The organism is Nocardioides aromaticivorans, assembly GCF_013408525.1.
Taxonomy (GTDB): Bacteria; Actinomycetota; Actinomycetes; order Propionibacteriales; family Nocardioidaceae; genus Nocardioides; species Nocardioides aromaticivorans.
In genome coordinates this window covers 4,570,621-4,589,079 of sequence record NZ_JACBZM010000001.1, presented here as the reverse complement: position 1 = coordinate 4,589,079, position 18,459 = coordinate 4,570,621, and the positions used below count along the sequence as shown (strand labels likewise).

The following is an 18,459-nucleotide window of genomic DNA, read 5'->3' as shown; positions in this document are numbered from 1 at the left end:
TCGGTCAAGAGACGTCAAGCCCAGGGCCGGGGAGCCTTTGTCAAGATGGACCCGTGGCAGCGGATCCCGAGCGGCTGCGCACCCTGGCCCTCCTGCGGCGGGTGCGCGACCGCATCGACCGCGAGTACGCACGGCCCCTCGACGTCGAGGCGTTGGCGCGGGACGTGCACATGTCGTCGGGCCACCTCAGCCGCGAGTTCAGGCGTGCCTACGGCGAGCCGCCGTACTCCTACCTGATGACCCGTCGGATCGAGCGGGCGATGGCCCTGCTGCGGCGCGGCGACCTGTCGGTGACCGACGTGTGCTTCGAGGTCGGGTTCTCCTCGCTCGGCACCTTCAGCACCCGGTTCACCGAGCTCGTCGGGGTGCCGCCGAGCGCCTACCGCGACGCCGTCGCGGCCGGCGAGGAGGACATGGTCGAGCCGCCCTCCTGCGAGACCAAGAAGGTCACCCGGCCGCTGCGTCGCGGAGGCGCGCAGACCTCCCCGGACCAGGTGGGGCACGCAGGACAAGAGGTCAGGAATCGAGAAGCGCCCCGCTTCGGGACGCCACTAGCGTGACGGCCATGGACATCAGCATTCAGCACAGCTTCCTCCCGCAGACCGACCCCGAGGCCTCGCTCGCGTTCTACCGCGACGTGCTCGGCTTCGAGGTCCTCAACGACGTCGGGTACGGCGACATGCGGTGGATCACCGTCGCGCCGAAGGGCCAGGGCGGCCCCTCGATCGTGCTCGCGCCGCCGGCGGCCGACCCGGGCATCACCGAGGAGGAGAAGACCACCATCGCCGAGATGATGGCCAAGGGCACCTACGCGACGGTGGTGCTGAGCACCTCCGACCTCGACGGCACCTTCGACCGGATCCAGGCCACCGGTGCCGAGGTCATCCAGGAGCCCATCGACCAGCCGTACGGCGTCCGCGACTGCGCGTTCCGTGACCCGGCCGGCAACCACGTCCGCATCAACCAGGCCTGAGTGCCGGTGCCCGCCGAGCCCCGCGACCGGGCGACCCGCACCCGCGACGCCCTGGCGCAGCTGACCGCCCCGGCGGCCGACGCGTGGGTCGCGACGGCGTCCGCCGACGGCGTACCCCATCTCGTGCCGCTGTCGCTGGCGTGGGTGGGGGAGCGGGCCGTGGTCGCGACGGACGCCGCCTCGCCGACGGCCCGGAACGTGCTGGCGTCGGGGACGGCGCGGCTGGGGGTGGGTCCGACCCGCGACGTCGTGATGCTGGACGTCGTGCTGGAGCGGTCGGTGCCGGCCGATGAGTCCGGCGAGCTCGGCGAGTCCTATGCAGCGCAGGCCGACTGGGACCCCCGCGGCCTGGCCGGCTACGTCTACCTGGTGCTGCGCCCCGAGCGGGTCCAGGCCTGGCGCGAGGTCAACGAGATGGCGGGCCGCACGCTCATGCGCGGCGGCACCTGGAGCGAGAGGAACCCATGAGCACCACCCCCGAACCGGCCGACAGCCACGACCTGATCCGGGTCCAGGGCGCCCGGGAGAACAACCTCAAGGACGTCTCGGTCGAGATCCCGAAGCGGCGCCTCACGGTGTTCACCGGCGTCTCGGGCTCGGGGAAGAGCTCGTTGGTCTTCGGGACGATCGCGGCCGAGTCCCGACGGCTGATCGACGAGACCTACTCGACGTTCGTCCAGGGCTTCATGCCCAACCTGCCGCGGCCGGACGTCGACGTCCTGGAGGGCCTCACGACGGCCATCCTCGTCGACCAGGAGCGGATGGGTGCCAACCCGCGCTCGACGCTGGGCACGGTCACGGACGCGCACGCGATGCTGCGCTCGCTCTTCTCGCGGATCGGCGAGCCCTCCATCGGCGGGCCCACCGCGTTCTCGTTCAACATCCCCACGACGACCGTCGGCGGCGCGTCGGTCACCGAGTCGGGCAAGAAGAACGTCATCAAGCAGCAGGTCTACCTCGGCGGCATGTGCCCGCAGTGCGAGGGGCGCGGCACGGTCTCCGACCTGGACCTGTCGCAGATCGTCGACGAGAGCAGGTCGCTCGTCGACGGCGCGATCCTGGTCCCCGGCTACACCGCGGACGGCTGGATGGTCGCGGCCTTCAAGGCGGTCCTGCCGCCGGAGAAGCCGGTGGCGGCGTACACAAAGGCCGAGCGCGAGGACTTCCTGTACGCCGAGCCGCGCAAGATCAAGGTCGACAAGATCAACATCACCTACGAGGGCCTGATCCCGAAGATCCGCAAGTCGATGTTCGCCAAGGACATCGACTCGTTGCAGCCCCACATCCGGGCCTTCGTCGAGCGCGCGGCGGTCTTCGGCACCTGCCCCTCGTGCGACGGCACGCGGCTCAACGAGTCGGCGCGGTCGGTGACGATCAAGGGCCGCAACATCGGCGAGGTGGCGGCGCTGCAGGTCACCGACCTGGCCGCGTGGCTGCGCACCATCGACGACCCGGGCGTGGCCCCGCTCATCGCCACGCTGCTCCACCTGCTCGACTCGTTCATCGACATCGGCCTCGGCTACCTGTCGCTGGACCGGCCGTCCGGCACGCTCTCCGGCGGCGAGGCGCAACGCACCAAGATGGTGCGCCACCTCGGCTCGGCCCTGACCGATGTCACCTACGTCTTCGACGAGCCGACCATCGGTCTCCACCCGCACGACATCGAGCGGATGAACAAGCTCCTGCTCGAGCTGCGCGACAAGGGCAACACGGTCCTCGTCGTCGAGCACAAGCCGGAGACGATCGCGATCGCCGACCACGTGGTCGACATGGGTCCCGGCGCGGGCAGCGGCGGCGGCGAGGTCGTGTTCCAGGGGACCGTCGACGGCCTGCGGGCGTCCGGCACCCGCACCGGCGAGCACCTGGCCTACCGCGCGTCGCTGAAGGAGTCGGTGCGGGAGCGCACCGGCGTCCTCGAGGTGCGCGGGGCCGACGCGCACAACCTGCAGAAGGTCGACGTCGACATCCCGCTCGGCGTCCTCACCGTCGTCACGGGCGTCGCGGGCTCGGGCAAGAGCTCGCTCGTGCACGGCTCGGTGGTCGGCCGCGAGGGCGTCGTGGCGATCGACCAGGCGGCGATCAAGGGCTCGCGACGGTCCAACCCGGCGACGTACACCGGGCTCCTCGAGCCGATCCGGAAGGCCTTCGCGAAGGCCAACGACGTGAAGCCGGCCCTGTTCAGCGCCAACTCGGAGGGCGCCTGCCCGACCTGCAAGGGCTCCGGCGTCATCGTCACCGAGCTCGGCTTCATGGACACCGTCTCCACGCCGTGCGAGGACTGCGGCGGCAAGCGCTTCCAGGCAGCGGTGCTCGACTACCGACTGGGCGGGCTGAACATCGCCGAGGTGCTCGAGCTGCCGGTCGAGCGCGCCCTCGAGCTCTTCACCGCGCCGGAGACCAAGGTCCCGGCCGCGGCGGACATCCTGGCCCGGCTGCAGGACGTCGGGCTCGGCTACCTGACCCTCGGCCAGCCGCTCAACACGCTCTCCGGCGGGGAGCGGCAGCGGGTCAAGCTGGCCCTGCACCTGAAGGAGAAGGGCGGGATCTACGTCCTGGACGAGCCGACGACCGGACTCCACCTCGCCGACGTCGACAACCTGCTCGGCCTGCTGGACCGGCTGGTCGACGCGGGCAAGACGGTCATCGTCATCGAGCACCACCAGGCCGTCATGGCCCACGCCGACTGGATCATCGATCTCGGCCCTGGCGCCGGCCACGATGGCGGCAGGATCGTGTTCGAGGGCACGCCGGCCGACCTGGTGGCCGGGGCGGGCACGCTCACCGGCCAGCACCTGGCGGACTACGTCAGCTGACGCGCTCGGCCTCGACGATCCTGACCAGCTCGTCGGCCACGCGCAGCATCGGCTCGCTCGAGTGCTGCGCGAGGCCGACGACGACGGCGCCCTCGACCGCGGCGAGCATCAACGTCGCCAGGCTGGCCGTGCGCTCCGAGGGCACGCCGACGTGGAGCAGCCAGCCCGCCACCGCCTCGCTCCAGTCGCTGAACGCCTGCCCGGCCAGCTCGCGGGCGACCGGCTCGCTCTCGCCACCGAGCGCGGCGGCGACCACCGGGCAGCCGGCCGTGTAGTCGCTCGCCTCCGCCTCGGCCCGCCACACCTCGACGATGAGCGGGATGGCCTCGGCCGGCTCGAGGTCGACGAGGGCGAGGAGCGCCGCCGAGTAGTCCTCGACGGCCTCCCGGACCGCGTCCGCCACCATCTCCGACCGGCCGCCGGGGAAGTAGTGGTACAGCGAGCCGCGCGAGGCCCCCGCCTCCGCGACCACGTCGAGCATCGTGGTGCCGGCGACGCCGCGGCGACGCATCAGCTCGCGGGTCGTGTGGACGATCCGCTCGCGCTTGGCCGGGTCGGGGCGACGGGCCATCTCAGAGCCCGCGGCGGCCGACGCGGACGCTGTCGCGTCCGTTGCGGACGAGGTACTGCGCGACGTTGAGGGCCGGGTGGCGCCGCGGGGCGGGCTCCTTGCCGTCGGCCATCCGCCACATCTGCACGGTGTACGCCGTCAGCTCGGTCAGGCTGTCGATGAGCTTGATGCCGCTGCGCTTGGGCCGGACGATGCTCTCGGTCGTCGTACCGTCCAGCAGGCCGGCGGTGACGTCGGGGTCGACCGTGAGCGGGCGACCCAGGCCGACGACGTCGATGGCACCGCTGGCGACGGCGTCCTCCATCGCGTCGACCGTGCGGAAGCCGCCGGTGAGCATGAGCGGGAGCTCGGGGAGCTCGGCGCGCACCCGGAGGGCGTAGTCGAGGAAGTAGGCCTCGCGCTTGCGGGTGCTCTCCTTCAGCGTGGGGTCGACGCCGAGCATCGCAGCGGAGGAGTAGGTGCCGCCGGAGACCTCGAGCAGGTCGATGCCCTCGGCGGCGAGCGCGTGGACGACCTCGATGGACTCGTCCTCGCTGAACCCGCCGCGCTGGAAGTCGGCGGAGTTGAGCTTGATCGCCATCGCCTTGTCGCTGCCGATCTCGGCGCGGATCGCACGGGCGACCTCGAGCACGAAGCGGCGGCGCTTCTCGGGCGTGCCGCCCCAGGCGTCGGTGCGCAGGTTGGCGAGCGGGGAGAGGAACTGGCTGACGAGGTAGCCGTGGGCGCCGTGGATCTGGACGCCGTCGAATCCGGCGCGGACCAGGTGTCCGGCGGTCGCGGCGAAGCGGGCGATGATGTCCTCGATCTCCGCGTTGGTCAGCTCGCGCGGCTGGGCGAACATGCCGCCGCTCTCCGGCAGCGCGACCGCCGAGGGAGCCACCGGCCGGGGGGTGAGGGTGCGCGGGGCCTGGCGGCCGGGGTGGTTGATCTGGGCCCAGGCGACGGCACCGTCGGCCTTGATGATGTCGGCCCACTCGGCGAGGTCCTGCGCGGACCGGTCGTCCTCGACGACGACATTGCCGGGCTCGCCGATCGCCCGGCGGTCGACCATCACGTTGCCGGTGATCGTCAGGCCCGCGCCGTTGCCCGACCAGCGCCGGTAGAGGTTCTTGATCCGCTCACCGGGGGTGTGGTCGCGCCGGGCGAGGCTCTCGCTGAGCGCGGCCTTGGCGAGCCGGTTCGGGAGGACCGAGCCGTTGGGGAGGGTGAACGGCTGGTGGAGGGCGGCGACGGCCGTCGGGGTCTCTGACATGGCGATAACTATGCAGCCCTGCATAGAAATCGGGAAGGGGCCGCGCAGAGACCTGCGTCACGCCCGCGGCGCCCGGAGCCCAGCGCTCTAGATCGCCGCGTCGTCGAGGCAGAGGATGTTGTCCTCGCTGTCCTTGAACCAGGCGGCGTGGCCCATCCCCTCCATGCTCGCGACCGGCCCGTCCCACGTGATGCCGGGCATGTCGTAGTGCTCGAAGACCACGCCCCTCGCCTCGAGGTCGACGACCTCGGAAGCGACGTCACCGACGTGGAACTGGGCGATCGTGTGGCCCGCCTTCCCCGCCTGGTCGGTCTCATAGAGGAAGAAGGCGGTGCCGCCGGCGCGGTAGACCAGCCCGCCCGGGTTCTCGTCGGCCGGGACCAGGCCCAGCTTGTCCTCGTAGAACCGGCGCGCCCGCCCGAGATCGGCGGCCGGGATGTTCGCGGTGACCTGGCTGTCCTGCAGCATGGTTGATCCTCCGTTCCGGCCGGCACTCGCCGCCACTTCGCAAGGTACGCCGAAGCGGGCGCCGCCACCATGCTCGGAAGCGGGGGAGGAGCGCCCGCCGTCGGCTGTCGGGCGGCTGTCGGGCGGCTGTCGGGCGGCTGTCGGCGGCTGTCGGTGGCCGCCGGTAGAACGGGCTGCATGAGCAGACAGGTCCAGATCACCTACGACGCCCACGACCCGCGCGCCCAGTCGAGGTTCTGGGCCGAGGTGCTCGGCTACCTCATCCCCGGCCCACCCGGGGTCGAGCTGGCGGACGGTGCCGACCCGCTGGCCGCGTGGGACGGCTTCCTCGAGCGGATCGGTGTGCCCGCCGACCAGCGCAACAGCCGCTCCGCCGTCGAGGACCCCGACGGGGTGGGCCCGCGGGTGTTCTTCCAGCAGGTCCCCGAGGACAAGGTCGTCAAGAACCGGCTGCACCTCGACGTGCGTGCCGCGCCCGGGCTGGCGGGGGAGGAGCGGATGGCCGCGCTCGAGACCGAGGGCGCACGACTCGTCGCCCTCGGCGCCACCCGGCTGGCGCGCCACGAGCCGGCGCCTCCGCTGGAGGCCGGCCACCTCGTGATGGCCGACCCCGAGGGCAACGAGTTCTGCCTGGACTGACCGGGTCTCGTGACGGTCGCTGCGCGACCTCCTCGACCACCGGGCGCGGCTCAGTCGGCGGCGTCCAGCTCCTCGACCACCGGGCGCGGCTCAGTCGGCGGCGTCCAGCTCCTCGACCACCGGGCGCGGCTCAGTCGGCGGCGTACAGCTCCTCGATCACGTCGGCGTACTTCTCGGCGATGGGCCGACGCTTCAGCTTCATCGTCGGGGTGAGCTCGTCACCTCCGGGCAGCCAGTCCGTCGGCAGGATCCGGTAGCTCTTGACCTGCTCGACGCGCGAGAGGCGGGCGTTGGCCTCCTCGATGGCCGTCGCGACCTGCTCCTGGACCTTCGGGTCGGTCGCGAGCGCGGCGGCCGAGCCGTCCGGGAGGCCCTGCTGCTCGGCGTAGGCCGCGCAGACGTCGGGGTCGAGCACGAGCAGGGCCACGTTGTAGGGCCGGCGGTCGCCCACCACGACGGCCTGGCCGACCAGCGGGTGCGACGCCTTGAGGACCTGCTCGATGTTGGCCGGCGACATGTTCTTGCCGGCCGCGTTGATGATCAGCTCCTTCTTCCTGTCGACGATGCGGACGTAGCCGTCATCGTCGATGGTCGCGACGTCACCGGTGTGCAGCCAGCCGTCGGCGTCGATCGCCTCCGCGGTCTTGTCCGGCTGGTTGCGGTAGCCGCGCATCAGCTGCGGGCCGCGTACGAGCAGCTCGCCGTCGTCTGCGAGCCGGACCTCCAGGCCGGGGATCGGCTTGCCGACCGTCCCGATCCGGATGTCCTCGGGCGGGTTGATGATGCCGCAGCAGGAGATCTCCGACATGCCCCACAGCTCGCAGATCGGCACCCCCAGGGCGGCGAAGAACTCCAGCACCTCCGGCGCGATCGGCGCGGCTCCCGAGACGGTGAACCGCACGTCGTCGAGGCCGAGCAGCTGCCGCACCGCGGTCCTGTGGTCGTCGGGCAGTGCGCTCGGGTCGGTGACCCCCTTGGCCTCGAGCGCAGCCTTGATCTTCTCCCAGACCCGGGGCACCCCGCCCCAGGCCGTCGGCCGGACCTCGGGCAGGGCGGCGACCACGGCCTTCGGGTCGGCCACGTAGGTGGTCGTCGCGGCGAAGGCCATCGGCGTGTAGTGGGACGCCCAACGGTCGGCGACGTGCGCCGAGGGGAGGTACGACGTCGTGCGCTCGCCGTCCTCGGCCGGGATCACCGCCTGCACCCCCCGGAGCTGGGCGAGCATGCTGCCGTGGGTCAGCTCGACGCCCTTCGGCGGCCCGGTCGTGCCGGAGGTGTAGATGAGCGTCAGCACGTGGTCGGGCCCGACCGCGCGCCAGGACGCGTCGAAGTCGAAGCCGTCGACGGTGCGCTCCTCGAGCTCGGCCAGCGTGATCGCCCCGTCGCCGCCGTCGACGCTGACGATGGTCTCCAGGTCGGCGCCGGCCGCGAGCACCTGCGGGAGGAAGGCCTGCTCGGTGACGACCACGCGGTTGCCGGCGTTGCCGAACAGGTAGGCGATCTGCTCCGGCGAGGAGGTGTTGTAGATCGAGAACGGCACCGCCCCCAGGTGCAGCGCCGCGGTGTCCACGAGGGCGAACTCCGGGCGGTTGGTCAGCATGATGCCGACGGTGTCCTCCGGGCCGACCCCCAGCGCGGCGAGACCCTCCGCGATGCGGCGCACGCGTTCGCCGTACCCGGTCCAGGTGATCTCCTGGGCGCCGCCCGGAGTGCGGAGCGCGACGCGGTCGGCACCGCTCGCGACGGAGTTCTGGAAGGCCTCGCAGAGGCTGGCGACATCAAGGCGGTCGGTCATGGGCCGATGCTGGCAGTGTGGCGCAGGTCACGCAACGCCTTCGCCGGATCCGCTCGCCCCGGAGAGGATCACGAGCTCCTGGGTGGCGCGGGTCATGGCGACATAGCGGTCGACGGCGCCCTCGATCCCGTCGCCGAAGGCGTCCGGCTCGACCAGTACGACGAGGTCGAACTCGAGCCCCTTCGTGAGCTCCGGCGCGAGGGAGCGGACCCGGTCGGTGGCCACGAAGGTGCGGTCGCCGATGACGCAGGCGACGCCCTCGGGGTGCTGCTCCTGCCACCGCGCGACGACGGCGTCGCGGTCGGTGCGGGGCAGGCGCCGGACCGGGATGCCGGTGCTGCGCACGGACGTCGGCACGTTCGCGTCCGGCAGCGCGGCGCGGATCACCGGGGCGGCCTCGGCCATGACCTCCTCCGGCGTCCGGTAGTTCACGGTGAGCGAGGCGATGCTCACCCGGTCGATCCCCGCACGGGCCAGCCGGTCCTCCCAGGTCTCCGTGAAGCCGTGTCGCGCCTGCGCGCGGTCGCCGACGATCGTGAGGCTCCGCGACGGGCAGCGGGCGATCAGCATCTGCCACTCGGCGTCGGTCAGCTCCTGCGCCTCGTCGACCACGACGTGGGCGAACGGCCCGGCCAGGGCGTCGGGGTCGGCGGCGGGGGCACCACCGGGCGCGGCCAGGGCGCCCTGGAGGTCCGCGCCGCGCAGCATCGACATCAGCATCATCTCGGAGTCGTCGTTCGCGATCAGGTGGTCGACGACGTGGTCCATCTCCTCCTTCGCGGCCGCCTCTTCCGCCGCCCGGCGTCGCCGGCGACGCGACGCCTCGCGATCGCCGAGGCGCCGGTGGGCCGCGTCGAGCAACGGCAGGTCCGCGGCCGTCCAGCGCTGAGGGCCGCGTCGGCGCAGCAGGCGGACCTCGTCCTCGTCGAGCCAGGGAGCACACCGGCGCAGGTAGGCCGGGACCTCCCACAGGTCGCCCACCAGGTCGGATGGGTCGAGGAGCGGCCAGGCCCGGCCGAGCACGTCGTGGAGGGCGCGGGAACGGAGCACGGCACGCCGGACGACCGCGGGGGAGAGGGCCTCCTCGTCGTCGTACTTGTCGACGAGGATCTCGACGAGCGCCTCGACCACCTGGTCGCGGCCCTCGTTGTGCGGCGTGCCGGGCTCGACGGCGCCGAACGCCTCGGCCCACTCCGCACGCCCGACCCACAGGTCCCCGGCGTCGGTCTCCACGTCGACGCCCTCGGTGGGCGGCTCCTCGTAGAGCGCGACCGCGGGCTCGATCGCCGCAACCATCCGGGCGTCCGCCTTGAGGGCCGCGACGGCCGGGGACTCCTCGGGCACGAGGTCGCGACCACCGGGCACGAGGTCGCGGAGGGTGCAGGTGCGGACGCCGTCCTCGCCGAGGCTCGGGAGCACATCGGCGACGTAGTCGAGATAGGGCTGGTGCGGCCCGACGAAGAGCACCCCACCCCGCCCCGAGCCCAGCCGCGGGTCCTCGTAGAGCAGGTACGCCGCCCGGTGCAGGGCGACCACCGTCTTGCCCGTCCCGGGTCCGCCGTCGACGACGAGCGCGCCGCGCGACGAGGCGCGGATGATGGCGTCCTGGTCGGACTGGATCGTGCTCAGCACGTCGCGCATCCGCGGCGACCGGCTCGCGCCGAGGCTGGCGATGAACGCCGACTGGTCGTCCAGGGCGGCGTTGCCCTCGAGGCCGTCGGCCGTGAACACCTCGTCCCAGTAGTCGCTGATCCGGCCGAGCGTCCAGCGGTAGCGGCGCCGGCTCACCAGGCCCATCGGCCGTGCATGGGTCGCGGCGAAGAACGGCTCCGCGGCCGGCGAGCGCCAGTCGACCAGCAGGCGGGTGCCGTCGGCGTCGGTCAGGCCGAGCCGGCCGACGTACACGGGCTCGGGGTCATCCTCGCGGACGAAGCGGCCCAGGCACAGGTCCAGGGTGAACCTGCGCAGCGTGCGCAGCCGCGCGGTCAGCCGGTGGACCTCGAGGTCGCGGTCCATCGCCGCCTGCCCGTGGCCACCGCTGCGCTGGCGCTCCTCGTCGAGCCGGGCGGTGAGGTCGTCGATGGTGGTCTCGAGGCTCGCGGCCATGGCCGCGAAGTGGCGCTCGTCGTCGGCGACGAGCGCGGGGTCCGCCTTGGCGGAGAGATGGTCGGGAAGGGAGAACGCCGTCGGCGCAAGGGTCACGTGTCAGCTCCGTTGGTCGGGTCGGACCGGTGATTCTGGAGCACGCAGGGGGCCTTGCGGCAAGGCCCCCTCTCGGCTATACCTTGAAAATGGAAGAGGCCTTGCCGAGCCGCGGACGGCGCGTCATGCCGCTCCCGCGGGCTGGCGAGACGTACGCCGACCTCCGCGGTGAGGGCCGCCGGCTGCGAGTCGCCTGGCACACCGAGCGCGACGTCGTCGTGCTGTCGCTGTGGCGCGACAACGTGTGCACCGGCACCTTCCAGCTCACCGCCGACGACGTCGCCGACCTCGTCGACGTGCTGGGCGCCGGGAGGGACGCGTCGTACACCGCGGCGCTGGGGGCCCGCCGCGCGGCCCGTTCGTCATAACGCCTGCGGAGTCTCCGACGCGCCCCTAGGGTCGGGGCGTGATCGAGCTCAAGGGCCTCAACGGGGAGTCCGTCGTCTACGACGGCGCGACCGTCGCGAAGTTCCGCCACAACGGCCTCGACGAGGCCGCCCGGAACCCGGTGTCGACCTTCCGCGAGGTCCAGGTCAAGCACAAGCCGGGCAAGCGCGGCAAGGAGGGCCGGTACGACGTCATGGTGGTCCTTGCGTCGTTCATGTCGATCTCCGTCCCGGAGACCGCGAAGGGCACGCTCGACGAGCTGGTGGCCGCGCTCGAGGCGACCCGCGGCTGACCGCTACTCGGGCGCGGGCCTGATCCAGCCGTTGGCGAGCCCGTGCGTGACGAGCGCGTCGGTCGCGCCGCCGAGCACCGTCGATCCCGCGACGACACCGGCCTCGCGGGCCCGGACGGTCGTCTCGTTGGCCCCGGGCATCTGCCAGGTGCCGCCCCGGTTGACCCAGTTGAGCAGCATCGGCTCGAGCCGGTCCATCGCCTTGCAGAAGCGCGCCTCCGGCGTCTGGCCGGCCTCGAACTCGTCCCACAGGGCCCGGATCCACCTCGCCTGGTCGTCCGGGAGCAGCGTGAACAGCCGGTCGGCCGCGGCCTCCTCCCGCTCCTGCTGGCCGACGACCGCTGCCGGGTCGAAGACGGGGCTGTCGCCGGCGTAGATCTCGACGAGGTCGTGGATCACGACGAGCCGCATCGCGTGGCCGACGTCGATCGGCTCGTTCGCGTACTCCGCGAGGAGCATGACCATGAGCGCGAGGTGCCAGGAGTGCTCGGCGTCGTTCTCGCGGCGGTCCGCGGCGGCGAGGGGCGAGGCGCGCAGGATCGTCTTCAGCTTGTCGACCTCGGCGATGAACCCCAGCTGCGCTGCGAGGCGCTCGTCGATGCCGGGTGGCAGGGGGCTCCGGTCCATGATCAGGTCGTCGTCCACCCCGCCACCCTCTCAGGACGCGGCGAGCCTCAGTCCTGGAGGTCGGGCTCCGGCAGGACCTCCCGCACCTCCTGGGAGCACCGGCAGGCGGCAGCGATCTTCGCCGCCCACGCAAGCGCCTCCTCCCGGGTCGCCACCTCCAGGACGGCGAAGCCACCGATGACCTCCTTGGTCTCCGGGTAGGGCCCGTCGGTCACCACGCCGTCGGTGCCGACGATGCTCGCCTGCTGGCTCTCCAGCCCCGCACCGAAGACCCACACGCCCGCGGCGCGCGCCTCCTCGACCACGGCCATCGAGTCGCGGGTGACCGCGGGCAGCTCGGAGTCCGGGAAGTCCATCCAGCCGTCGTCGAACGAGATCAGGTAACGCGTCATCTGTCTTGCCTCCTCGTCATGGGTAGCGTCGACCCGCCGCCCCTGTCCTGTCCACGAACGGCCGCCACCGGGTACGACAGGCCGGCAGCGGATTTCTCATCGGACCTCGCCGGACACCTGGTCCAGGAGGCCTGCGAGCACCCGGGCAACCCCCTCGTCGGCACACGGTGGCGCGAGGTGGTCGGCGACCTCGACCACGCTGGGGTGCGCGTCGGCCATCGCATACGACGTCCCGGCCCAGCTGAGCATCGCGAGGTCGTTCGGCATGTCGCCGAAGGCCACGACGTCAGCGGGGACGACGCCCATGCGCTCACACAGGCGCGTGAGTGCGCTGGCCTTCGTGACCCCCACGGCGCTGATCTCGGCCAGGCCGGCGACCGACCACGTGACCGTCGCGCGGTCGCCGACGGCCTCCTCGACCGCGTCGTGGAAGGCGGTGTGATCGCCCCCAGAGGGCGACCGGTCGTCGTACCGGACGAGGACCTTGAGGGCGGTGGCGTCCCAGACCTCGTCGAGCGGGCCGCGTGGGGTGCCCGGGGGAGTGGGGTCGGGCTCGTCGAAGGTCGGGTCCAGCCGCATCCCGTCCAGGCACTCCAGCGCGAAGCTGGCGCTCGGCACGGCCTCGGTCACCGCGGCGGCGATGGCGAGCCCGGTCCCCGCGTCGATGCCCGCGAGGTGCACGACCTCGCGCGCGCCGGCGTCGTAGGTCACCGCACCGTTGGACACGATCGCCCGCCCGTGCCGGCCCACGTGGGGCCACAACGGGTCCATCCACCGCAGTGGCCGGGCCGTCACGAACACCACCGGGACGCCGGCGTCGTCGGCGCGGCGCAGCACCTGCGCCGTGTACGACGGCACCGTCGTGGCCCCGTCCGGCACGAGCGTCCCGTCGAGGTCGGTCGCGATCAGCACCCGCACCACCCTAGTGCGGCGGTGAGTCCGGGCCGCTGGTCCGGTCGATCCCTGCATGGGCACCGACAACCACGCACACGCACGCCAGCTGCTGGACGCCAACCGCTACGTCACGATCGCGACCGCGGACGAGCAGGGGAGCCCGTGGGCCACCCCGGTCTGGTTCGCCCCCGACGGGCTCGACCGGATCCTCTGGCTCTCCTGGCCGGGGTCGCGCCACTCGCAGCTGATCGCGAGCCGGCCGGAGATCGCGCTGACCGTCTTCGACTCGACGGTCGTGCCGGGCAACGCTGCGGCGCTCTACGCGACGGCACGGGCCGCCCTGTGCCCGGACGACCTGCTCGACCACAACCTGTCGGTCCTCAACGAGCGTTCGGTGGCCCAGGGCCTGCCTGCCTTCACCGCCGCGCAGGTCTCGCCGCCGGCACGGCTGCGGCTGTACGCCGCCGACCTGGTCGACGTGTGGGTGCTCGACCAGGACGCCGATGTCGACCAGCGGGCCGTCGTACCGCGGTGAGGCGCACAACTCCGTTGCCGCCGGACGGGGAGCAGGGCAGAGTCGCCGCATGCTCGAGCTGCGCACGCTGACCCCGGACGACTGGCCGCTGTGGCGCGAGCTGCGCCTCGCGGCGCTGGCCGAGGCTCCCGAGGCGTTCGGCGCGACGCTCGCCGAGTGGTCCGGCCCGGGCGACCAGGAGGAGCGCTGGCGGGCCCGCCTGTCGATCCCCGGGGCACGCGACCACGTCGTCCTCCTCGACGGTACCCCCGCCGGCATGGTCAGTGGGGTGCCGGGCGAGGACGCCGGTGTGGTCGAGCTGATCTCGATGTGGGTGACGGCCGCGGCCCGCGGCAGGGGAGTGGGGGACCTGCTCGTCGCGGCCGTCGAGCAGTGGGCCCGGGACGAGGGCGCCACCACCCTGCGGCTCGCGGTGATGCGCGACAACCCGATCGCGACCACCTTGTACGAGCGCCACGGCTTCGCCCCGCCGCCCGGGGGAGACGACCGTCTCGGTGACGGCCGGGAGCTCGTGCTGGCGAAGCGCCTCGACGGCTGACGACGGCTCGGGGTGCACCGGCCGTCGTACCGTGTCTGCGTGCTTCCCGACCCGACCGCCCGGCTCCGGTTCCGGCCCATGGGCCGGGACGACTTGGCGGACATCAGCACCCTGGAGCTCGGCGGCTCCCGCGGCCCCGCCGGGTGGATCGAGTGGAACCTGCGCAACTACGACGAGCACGGGTTCGGGCTCTGGGTCGTCGAGACCCACCAGGGGGAGTTCGTCGGCGACTGCGGCCTGACGATGCAGGAGGTCGAGGGGGAGTGGCTGGTCGAGGCGGGTTGGCACGTGCGCTCGTCGCTGCGCCGGCAGGGGTACGCCGCCGAGGCGGCCACCGGAGTCCTGGACGCCGCTCGTGGCGAAGCCGTCGACCACGTGGTCGCGATCATCCGCCCCGACAACGTCGCATCCCAGGGCGTGGCGACGCGGGTCGGCATGACCCTCGAGCGTGAGGTCCACAAGAACGGCGGGCCCGCGCTGGTCTTCGGCATCGACCTCGGTCGGTGAGTATCGGCGTCACCCAGGAGTCCGGGCTAGGTTTCGTCGCGTGACGAGTGACTTCCTCAGCACCGTGGCCGCGTTCGAGGCGGCCGTCGACAGGGGCGACGGAGAGGCTGCGCTGTCGGCCCTCGACCGCTTCCGCGAGGTGTTCGGCGACGCCACGGATGCGGAGGCCGCCCTTGCCGGCCCCCGGCTGGCAGCCGCCCTTCCGGCCGTGCCCGCCGGGCCGGCCGGCCTGCTCGGCATCCTCGTCGGTGCCTGCGTCGAACGCGGCGCGGATCCCGTCGCCTGCGCGCCGGCGGTTCTCGACAAGGCCGAGACGGCCGTCGCGGCGGCGGCCGAGTTCTGCCGGCGGTGGCCGGGGGAGCAGGACCTCCCCAAGCCGACCCTCGCCGACCCGCCCGCTGCCGTCGTCGCCGCCGTCGGGGGAGCCGACGACCCGGTCGCGCGCGGTGCTGCGCTGGGCTGGTGGGCCCTCCCGCTCTGGGAGCGGGCCGCCGGGGCGGTGCTGAGCCACGAGGAGGTACGCCGGGCCGAGCTTCCGCGACCGGTGCTGACCGACGTCCTGGCGGAGGTGCACGCAGCCTCCGGCGCGGGCCAGTGGCTGCTCTCGGCGCTGAAGGTGCTCGACGAGGAGCGACTCGTCGTCGTCCACCGTCCGAGCGGCAAGGGCTTCGAGATGACCATGGGCGGCATCGGCGACAACTTCCAGCTGCACACCCTGCTCGCTGCGGCGCTCGTCCCGGACCACCTGCCGGGCGCCCGGCCCGACGCGGCCGCCATTGCCGCCTGCACCGGCGCCGATCCGCAGGCGTCCACCGAGTACGCCGGCGCCGGGGTCTTCAACCTCGTCGCTCCGGACGGCACGTGGATCTGGAACGAGGGCACGCCGAGCGACATCCCGGTCACCGAGGGTGTCCGTCTGCTCCTGCTCGACCCGCCGCCGTACCAGCGCACCTGGACCGCCGGCCGGCTCTTCCCCGGGATGCGTGCGCACCTGACCCTCGAACGCACGCTGAGCGAGGCCGAGGTCGCCGAGCACCTGACGACGGTGCGCGGCCATGGCTGACCACGCCTGGACTCCTGAGGACCGCAGGAGGCAGCTCGGCGAGGTCCTCCGGCATGCCCGATGGATCAAGAAGAGCCACCGGACCGACGCCTTCGACGAGCTCATCGCCACCTGCCAACGGTTCCGCGTGCACGGGTTCTCCGACGTGGATCTCAAGGAGTTCAGCCGCGCCAACGAGACACCGCCGGGCCGGCTGCATCCGCGCAGCGACACCCGGATGCAGATGGAGATGGACCAGCCCCGGCTGGTGGCGCGTCTGGACCAGCTCAAGCAGGCGGTGTACGAGCTCCGGACGCGGGGACGCATCGACTGATCGAGGCACAGATCCCTCCTTTGCCATATCGCCGATAACGAACATTATGTCAGATTACGGGAATCGGCCCCCTCCCCGGACCGCGGACGCTGGCCTGGAGTCCTGCCCCGGTCCACCGTGGTTTCATGGCTTCCCCCAGCGAGCTCGTGGGCGTGCGCTACCTCGTCGACGTCGTCGACGAGGCTTGGCGTTCTACACGACACATCTCGGCTTCACCGTGCACACGAACGTCGCACCGGCTCTCGCCGATGTCGTCCGCGGTTCGCTCAGGCTGCTCCTGAGCGGATCGGCCAGCTCCGGCGCCCGCGCAACGCCCCCGGATCGCTCAGGATCGCTCGGACGCAACCGGATCAACCTGCCCGTGGACGACATCGAGGCCGAGGTCGAGCGATTGGCCGCAGCCGGTCTGTCCTTCGCCAGCGACCTCGTCTCGGGGCCGGGCGGCAGCCAGATCCTCCTGGAGGATCCCTCCGGGAACCTGGTCGAGCTGTTCCAGCCCCGCTCGACCTGACATAACGTCGCCGCCACTCAGCGACCGGCGGAGCGCCACGCACGCGGCCCGACGCCGTACTCCTTGGCGAAGGCACGCGAGAACGCCGCCTCCGAGGCATACCCGACCGCTCGGCTGATCGCCGCTGCCGAGTCCGGGGTCGAGGTCAGCAGGTCGGCGGCCTGCGCCAGGCGCAGCCGTTGGAGGTAGCGCCCCGGCGACTCCCCCACCAGTCGTGTGAACCGCGCCGAGAACGCCGCCCGCGACAGCGCCGAGAGCTCCGCCAGCGACTCCACCGTCCACGGCTGCTCGGGCTGGCGGTGCATCGCGCGCAGTGCGGGCCCGAGTGGACGGTCCAGGGCTGCGGTCAGCCAACCGGGGCCGCCCGGACCGCTCGCCCCGTCGGTCGCTGCCCACGCCCGCAGGGCCTGGATGAACAGCAGGTCGAGGATCCGCGAGGCCATCACCTTCGAGCCCGCACTCGGGTCGGTGACCTCACGGCCGAGGAGCTGCGCGCTCAGCGGGAGCCACTCGCGTCCCTCCGCGCGGATCACGATCGCCGGCGGCAGCGCCTCGAGCAGGGGTACGCCGGCACGCTCCTCGACCACGAAGGAGCCGCTCATCCACACCGCGTCCTCCATCGGCCGCAGGCGGTGGGCGACGCCTCGGGCGAGCAGGGCGAGATCACCCGTGCCCAGCACCACCCGCTCTCCCCCGCCGTCCGGGACGTCGTAGCGCAGCGCGACGGAGCCGCTCTCCACGACGTGGAGCAACCGGCCCCCGGCCCGGTGCCGCTCCTCGTGCCCGCGACCTGCCGCCACGCGGGTCACCCGGTCGCCGCGCAGGTGGATCATCTCCAGGACGTCGGACAGGGCATCGGCCGAGGTGTCGAGCGGAACTGCAAAGTTTTCGAGCGATTCTGGCATGGCTACTTGCTCCCGCGTCTCAATACGGTGGATGCACCCTATCAACAAGGAGCACCTGCCATGACCGAACCGACCGTCGTCCTCGTCCACGGATTCTGGGGCGGCGCCGCCCACTGGGCGAATGTCATCGTCGAGCTGGACCGTCGCGGCCACACCGGCATCCGCGCCGTGGAGATCCCGCTCACCTCGCTGGCCGACGACGCGACCCGCACCCGGGAGATGGTCCGCCAGGTCGACGGCCCCGTCGTTCTCGTCGGCCACTCGTACGGCGGTGCGGTGATCTCCGAGGCCGGCAACCTGCCGAACGTGACCGGCCTCGTGTACGTCGCGGCCTTCGCCCCGGACGCCGGCGAGAGCCCCGGCCAGATCACCGAGGAGCACCCGCCGGCGGCGGTCGCCAGCATCGCACCCGACTCCGACGGGCGCCTGTGGGTGCAGCCGGACAGGTTCCGGGAGAGCTTCGCCCAGGACCTCTCCGCCGACGAGGCCCTCGTCATGGCCGTCACCCAGAAGGCACCGCTCGGCAGCACGTTCGGCGACACCGTGACCGACCCCGCCTGGCGGCACAAGCCGACGTGGTACCAGGTCTCCACCGAGGACCGGATGATCCACCCGGACAACCAGCGCCGGATGGCCGCGCGCATGCAGCCCCAGCGCACGATCGAGCTGGCGGCCAGCCACGCCTCGCTGGCGTCGCAGCCGGCAGCGGTGGCCGACCTGATCGAGGAGGCACTCCGCGCGGCAACCGCCTGAACCCGGCGGAGCACCCGCAGGACGGTCGG

23 protein-coding genes are annotated in these 18,459 nt (G+C 72.5%); 14 read left to right on the top strand and 9 right to left on the bottom strand.

Going from position 1 to position 18,459, the window contains the following annotated elements; all coding sequences use genetic code 11:
* The first annotated feature begins 53 nt into the window (after positions 1-53).
* The 4 genes from BJ993_RS22010 to BJ993_RS21995 are packed head-to-tail and all read left to right on the top strand — an operon-like array spanning position 54 to position 3,786.
* Complete coding sequence (locus BJ993_RS22010; protein ID WP_179651244.1) at positions 54-560, top strand: helix-turn-helix transcriptional regulator; 507 nt, start codon at positions 54-56, stop codon at positions 558-560.
* A 5-nt stretch (positions 561-565) separates the two neighbouring features.
* Positions 566-973 carry a VOC family protein gene (locus tag BJ993_RS22005; RefSeq protein ID WP_179651243.1) on the top strand — a complete coding sequence of 136 codons (408 nt, stop codon included), beginning with the start codon at positions 566-568 and terminating at the stop codon, positions 971-973.
* On the top strand, positions 974-1,441 hold the full coding sequence (locus tag BJ993_RS22000) for a pyridoxamine 5'-phosphate oxidase family protein (RefSeq protein WP_179651241.1): 468 nt from the start codon (positions 974-976) through the stop codon (positions 1,439-1,441). It begins immediately after the preceding gene.
* Positions 1,438-3,786 (top strand): ATP-binding cassette domain-containing protein, encoded by a 2,349-nt coding sequence (locus BJ993_RS21995; protein WP_179651239.1) that lies wholly within the window; start codon positions 1,438-1,440, stop codon positions 3,784-3,786. The genes BJ993_RS22000 and BJ993_RS21995 overlap by 4 nt, the downstream gene beginning before the upstream one ends.
* Here BJ993_RS21995 and BJ993_RS21990 read toward each other — a convergent pair.
* The 3 genes from BJ993_RS21990 to BJ993_RS21980 form a co-directional block, all read right to left on the bottom strand.
* Positions 3,779-4,357, bottom strand: a complete 579-nt coding sequence (locus BJ993_RS21990; protein WP_179651238.1) for a TetR/AcrR family transcriptional regulator — start codon at positions 4,355-4,357, stop codon at positions 3,779-3,781. The two genes, BJ993_RS21995 and BJ993_RS21990, sit on opposite strands and share 8 nt — an antisense overlap.
* A 1-nt stretch (position 4,358) precedes the next feature.
* Positions 4,359-5,609 (bottom strand): NADH:flavin oxidoreductase/NADH oxidase family protein, encoded by a 1,251-nt coding sequence (locus tag BJ993_RS21985; protein WP_179651237.1) that lies wholly within the window; start codon positions 5,607-5,609, stop codon positions 4,359-4,361.
* Positions 5,610-5,696: 87 nt separating this feature from the next.
* Positions 5,697-6,077, bottom strand: a complete 381-nt coding sequence (locus BJ993_RS21980; protein WP_179651236.1) for a VOC family protein — start codon at positions 6,075-6,077, stop codon at positions 5,697-5,699.
* Between the two features lie 177 nt (positions 6,078-6,254).
* On the opposite strand from BJ993_RS21980, the gene BJ993_RS21975 reads away from it, so the two are divergent.
* Positions 6,255-6,716 (top strand): VOC family protein, encoded by a 462-nt coding sequence (locus BJ993_RS21975; RefSeq protein ID WP_179651235.1) that lies wholly within the window; start codon positions 6,255-6,257, stop codon positions 6,714-6,716.
* A gap of 130 nt (positions 6,717-6,846) precedes the next feature.
* Here the strand turns inward: BJ993_RS21975 and BJ993_RS21970 are convergent, their stop codons facing one another.
* A complete protein-coding gene (locus BJ993_RS21970; protein WP_179651234.1) occupies positions 6,847-8,511 on the bottom strand; it encodes an AMP-dependent synthetase/ligase in 1,665 nt (554 codons plus the stop codon).
* Positions 8,512-8,538: 27 nt separating this feature from the next.
* On the bottom strand, positions 8,539-10,713 hold the full coding sequence (helR, locus tag BJ993_RS21965; protein WP_179651233.1) for an RNA polymerase recycling motor ATPase HelR: 2,175 nt from the start codon (positions 10,711-10,713) through the stop codon (positions 8,539-8,541).
* A gap of 89 nt (positions 10,714-10,802) precedes the next feature.
* Between helR and BJ993_RS21960 the strand changes: the two genes are divergently transcribed.
* Entirely contained in the window at positions 10,803-11,081 is a 279-nt protein-coding gene (locus BJ993_RS21960; protein ID WP_218864770.1) for a hypothetical protein, read from the top strand.
* A gap of 38 nt (positions 11,082-11,119) precedes the next feature.
* Positions 11,120-11,392, top strand: a complete 273-nt coding sequence (locus BJ993_RS21955) for a hypothetical protein (RefSeq protein WP_179651232.1) — start codon at positions 11,120-11,122, stop codon at positions 11,390-11,392.
* 3 nt (positions 11,393-11,395) lie between these two features.
* Here the strand turns inward: BJ993_RS21955 and BJ993_RS21950 are convergent, their stop codons facing one another.
* From BJ993_RS21950 to BJ993_RS21940, 3 genes are all read right to left on the bottom strand, one after another.
* Positions 11,396-12,037 (bottom strand): HD domain-containing protein, encoded by a 642-nt coding sequence (locus BJ993_RS21950; RefSeq protein ID WP_207010793.1) that lies wholly within the window; start codon positions 12,035-12,037, stop codon positions 11,396-11,398.
* A 29-nt stretch (positions 12,038-12,066) separates the two neighbouring features.
* Positions 12,067-12,411 (bottom strand): YciI family protein, encoded by a 345-nt coding sequence (locus BJ993_RS21945; protein WP_036545659.1) that lies wholly within the window; start codon positions 12,409-12,411, stop codon positions 12,067-12,069.
* 96 nt (positions 12,412-12,507) lie between these two features.
* The gene (locus BJ993_RS21940; RefSeq protein WP_308645672.1) at positions 12,508-13,323 is read right to left on the bottom strand and encodes an HAD-IIB family hydrolase; all 816 of its coding nucleotides are present in this window, start codon (positions 13,321-13,323) and stop codon (positions 12,508-12,510) included.
* Between the two features lie 55 nt (positions 13,324-13,378).
* On the opposite strand from BJ993_RS21940, the gene BJ993_RS21935 reads away from it, so the two are divergent.
* The 6 genes from BJ993_RS21935 (at position 13,379) to BJ993_RS21910 (ending at position 16,772) form a co-directional block, all read left to right on the top strand.
* A complete protein-coding gene (locus tag BJ993_RS21935) occupies positions 13,379-13,840 on the top strand; it encodes a pyridoxamine 5'-phosphate oxidase family protein (RefSeq protein ID WP_179651229.1) in 462 nt (153 codons plus the stop codon).
* Positions 13,841-13,889: 49 nt separating this feature from the next.
* Entirely contained in the window at positions 13,890-14,378 is a 489-nt protein-coding gene (locus BJ993_RS21930; RefSeq protein ID WP_179651227.1) for a GNAT family N-acetyltransferase, read from the top strand.
* A 39-nt stretch (positions 14,379-14,417) separates the two neighbouring features.
* Complete coding sequence (locus BJ993_RS21925; RefSeq protein ID WP_308645671.1) at positions 14,418-14,885, top strand: GNAT family N-acetyltransferase; 468 nt, start codon at positions 14,418-14,420, stop codon at positions 14,883-14,885.
* Between the two features lie 40 nt (positions 14,886-14,925).
* Positions 14,926-15,948: a hypothetical protein gene (locus BJ993_RS21920; protein WP_179651225.1), complete on the top strand. Its 1,023-nt coding sequence runs from the start codon at positions 14,926-14,928 to the stop codon at positions 15,946-15,948.
* Entirely contained in the window at positions 15,941-16,261 is a 321-nt protein-coding gene (locus tag BJ993_RS21915; RefSeq protein ID WP_179651223.1) for a hypothetical protein, read from the top strand. Before BJ993_RS21920 ends, BJ993_RS21915 begins: the two co-directional genes overlap by 8 nt.
* 184 nt (positions 16,262-16,445) lie before the next feature.
* Entirely contained in the window at positions 16,446-16,772 is a 327-nt protein-coding gene (locus tag BJ993_RS21910; RefSeq protein WP_257026954.1) for a VOC family protein, read from the top strand.
* Between the two features lie 17 nt (positions 16,773-16,789).
* Here BJ993_RS21910 and BJ993_RS21905 read toward each other — a convergent pair whose 3' ends face one another.
* Positions 16,790-17,677: an AraC family transcriptional regulator gene (locus tag BJ993_RS21905; RefSeq protein ID WP_179651221.1), complete on the bottom strand. Its 888-nt coding sequence runs from the start codon at positions 17,675-17,677 to the stop codon at positions 16,790-16,792.
* A 60-nt stretch (positions 17,678-17,737) separates the two neighbouring features.
* Here BJ993_RS21905 and BJ993_RS21900 point away from each other — a divergent pair, with 60 nt between their 5' ends.
* Complete coding sequence (locus BJ993_RS21900; protein ID WP_179651219.1) at positions 17,738-18,430, top strand: alpha/beta hydrolase; 693 nt, start codon at positions 17,738-17,740, stop codon at positions 18,428-18,430.
* Positions 18,431-18,459 lie beyond the last annotated feature (29 nt).

Bases quoted from the DNA above. Each gene is read 5' to 3' on its own strand.
- BJ993_RS22005 (WP_179651243.1), top strand. From the start codon at position 566: ATGGACATCAGCATTCAGCACAGCTTCCTCCCGCAGACCGACCCCGAG.
- BJ993_RS21995 (WP_179651239.1), top strand. From the start codon at position 1,438: ATGAGCACCACCCCCGAACCGGCCGACAGCCACGACCTGATCCGGGTC.
- BJ993_RS21990 (WP_179651238.1), bottom strand. From the start codon at position 4,357: ATGGCCCGTCGCCCCGACCCGGCCAAGCGCGAGCGGATCGTCCACACG.
- BJ993_RS21985 (WP_179651237.1), bottom strand. From the start codon at position 5,609: ATGTCAGAGACCCCGACGGCCGTCGCCGCCCTCCACCAGCCGTTCACC.
- BJ993_RS21980 (WP_179651236.1), bottom strand. From the start codon at position 6,077: ATGCTGCAGGACAGCCAGGTCACCGCGAACATCCCGGCCGCCGATCTC.
- BJ993_RS21975 (WP_179651235.1), top strand. From the start codon at position 6,255: ATGAGCAGACAGGTCCAGATCACCTACGACGCCCACGACCCGCGCGCC.
- BJ993_RS21970 (WP_179651234.1), bottom strand. From the start codon at position 8,511: ATGACCGACCGCCTTGATGTCGCCAGCCTCTGCGAGGCCTTCCAGAAC.
- BJ993_RS21960 (WP_218864770.1), top strand. From the start codon at position 10,803: ATGGAAGAGGCCTTGCCGAGCCGCGGACGGCGCGTCATGCCGCTCCCG.
- BJ993_RS21945 (WP_036545659.1), bottom strand. From the start codon at position 12,411: ATGACGCGTTACCTGATCTCGTTCGACGACGGCTGGATGGACTTCCCG.
- BJ993_RS21935 (WP_179651229.1), top strand. From the start codon at position 13,379: ATGGGCACCGACAACCACGCACACGCACGCCAGCTGCTGGACGCCAAC.
- BJ993_RS21930 (WP_179651227.1), top strand. From the start codon at position 13,890: ATGCTCGAGCTGCGCACGCTGACCCCGGACGACTGGCCGCTGTGGCGC.
- BJ993_RS21915 (WP_179651223.1), top strand. From the start codon at position 15,941: ATGGCTGACCACGCCTGGACTCCTGAGGACCGCAGGAGGCAGCTCGGC.
- BJ993_RS21905 (WP_179651221.1), bottom strand. From the start codon at position 17,677: ATGCCAGAATCGCTCGAAAACTTTGCAGTTCCGCTCGACACCTCGGCC.
- BJ993_RS21900 (WP_179651219.1), top strand. From the start codon at position 17,738: ATGACCGAACCGACCGTCGTCCTCGTCCACGGATTCTGGGGCGGCGCC.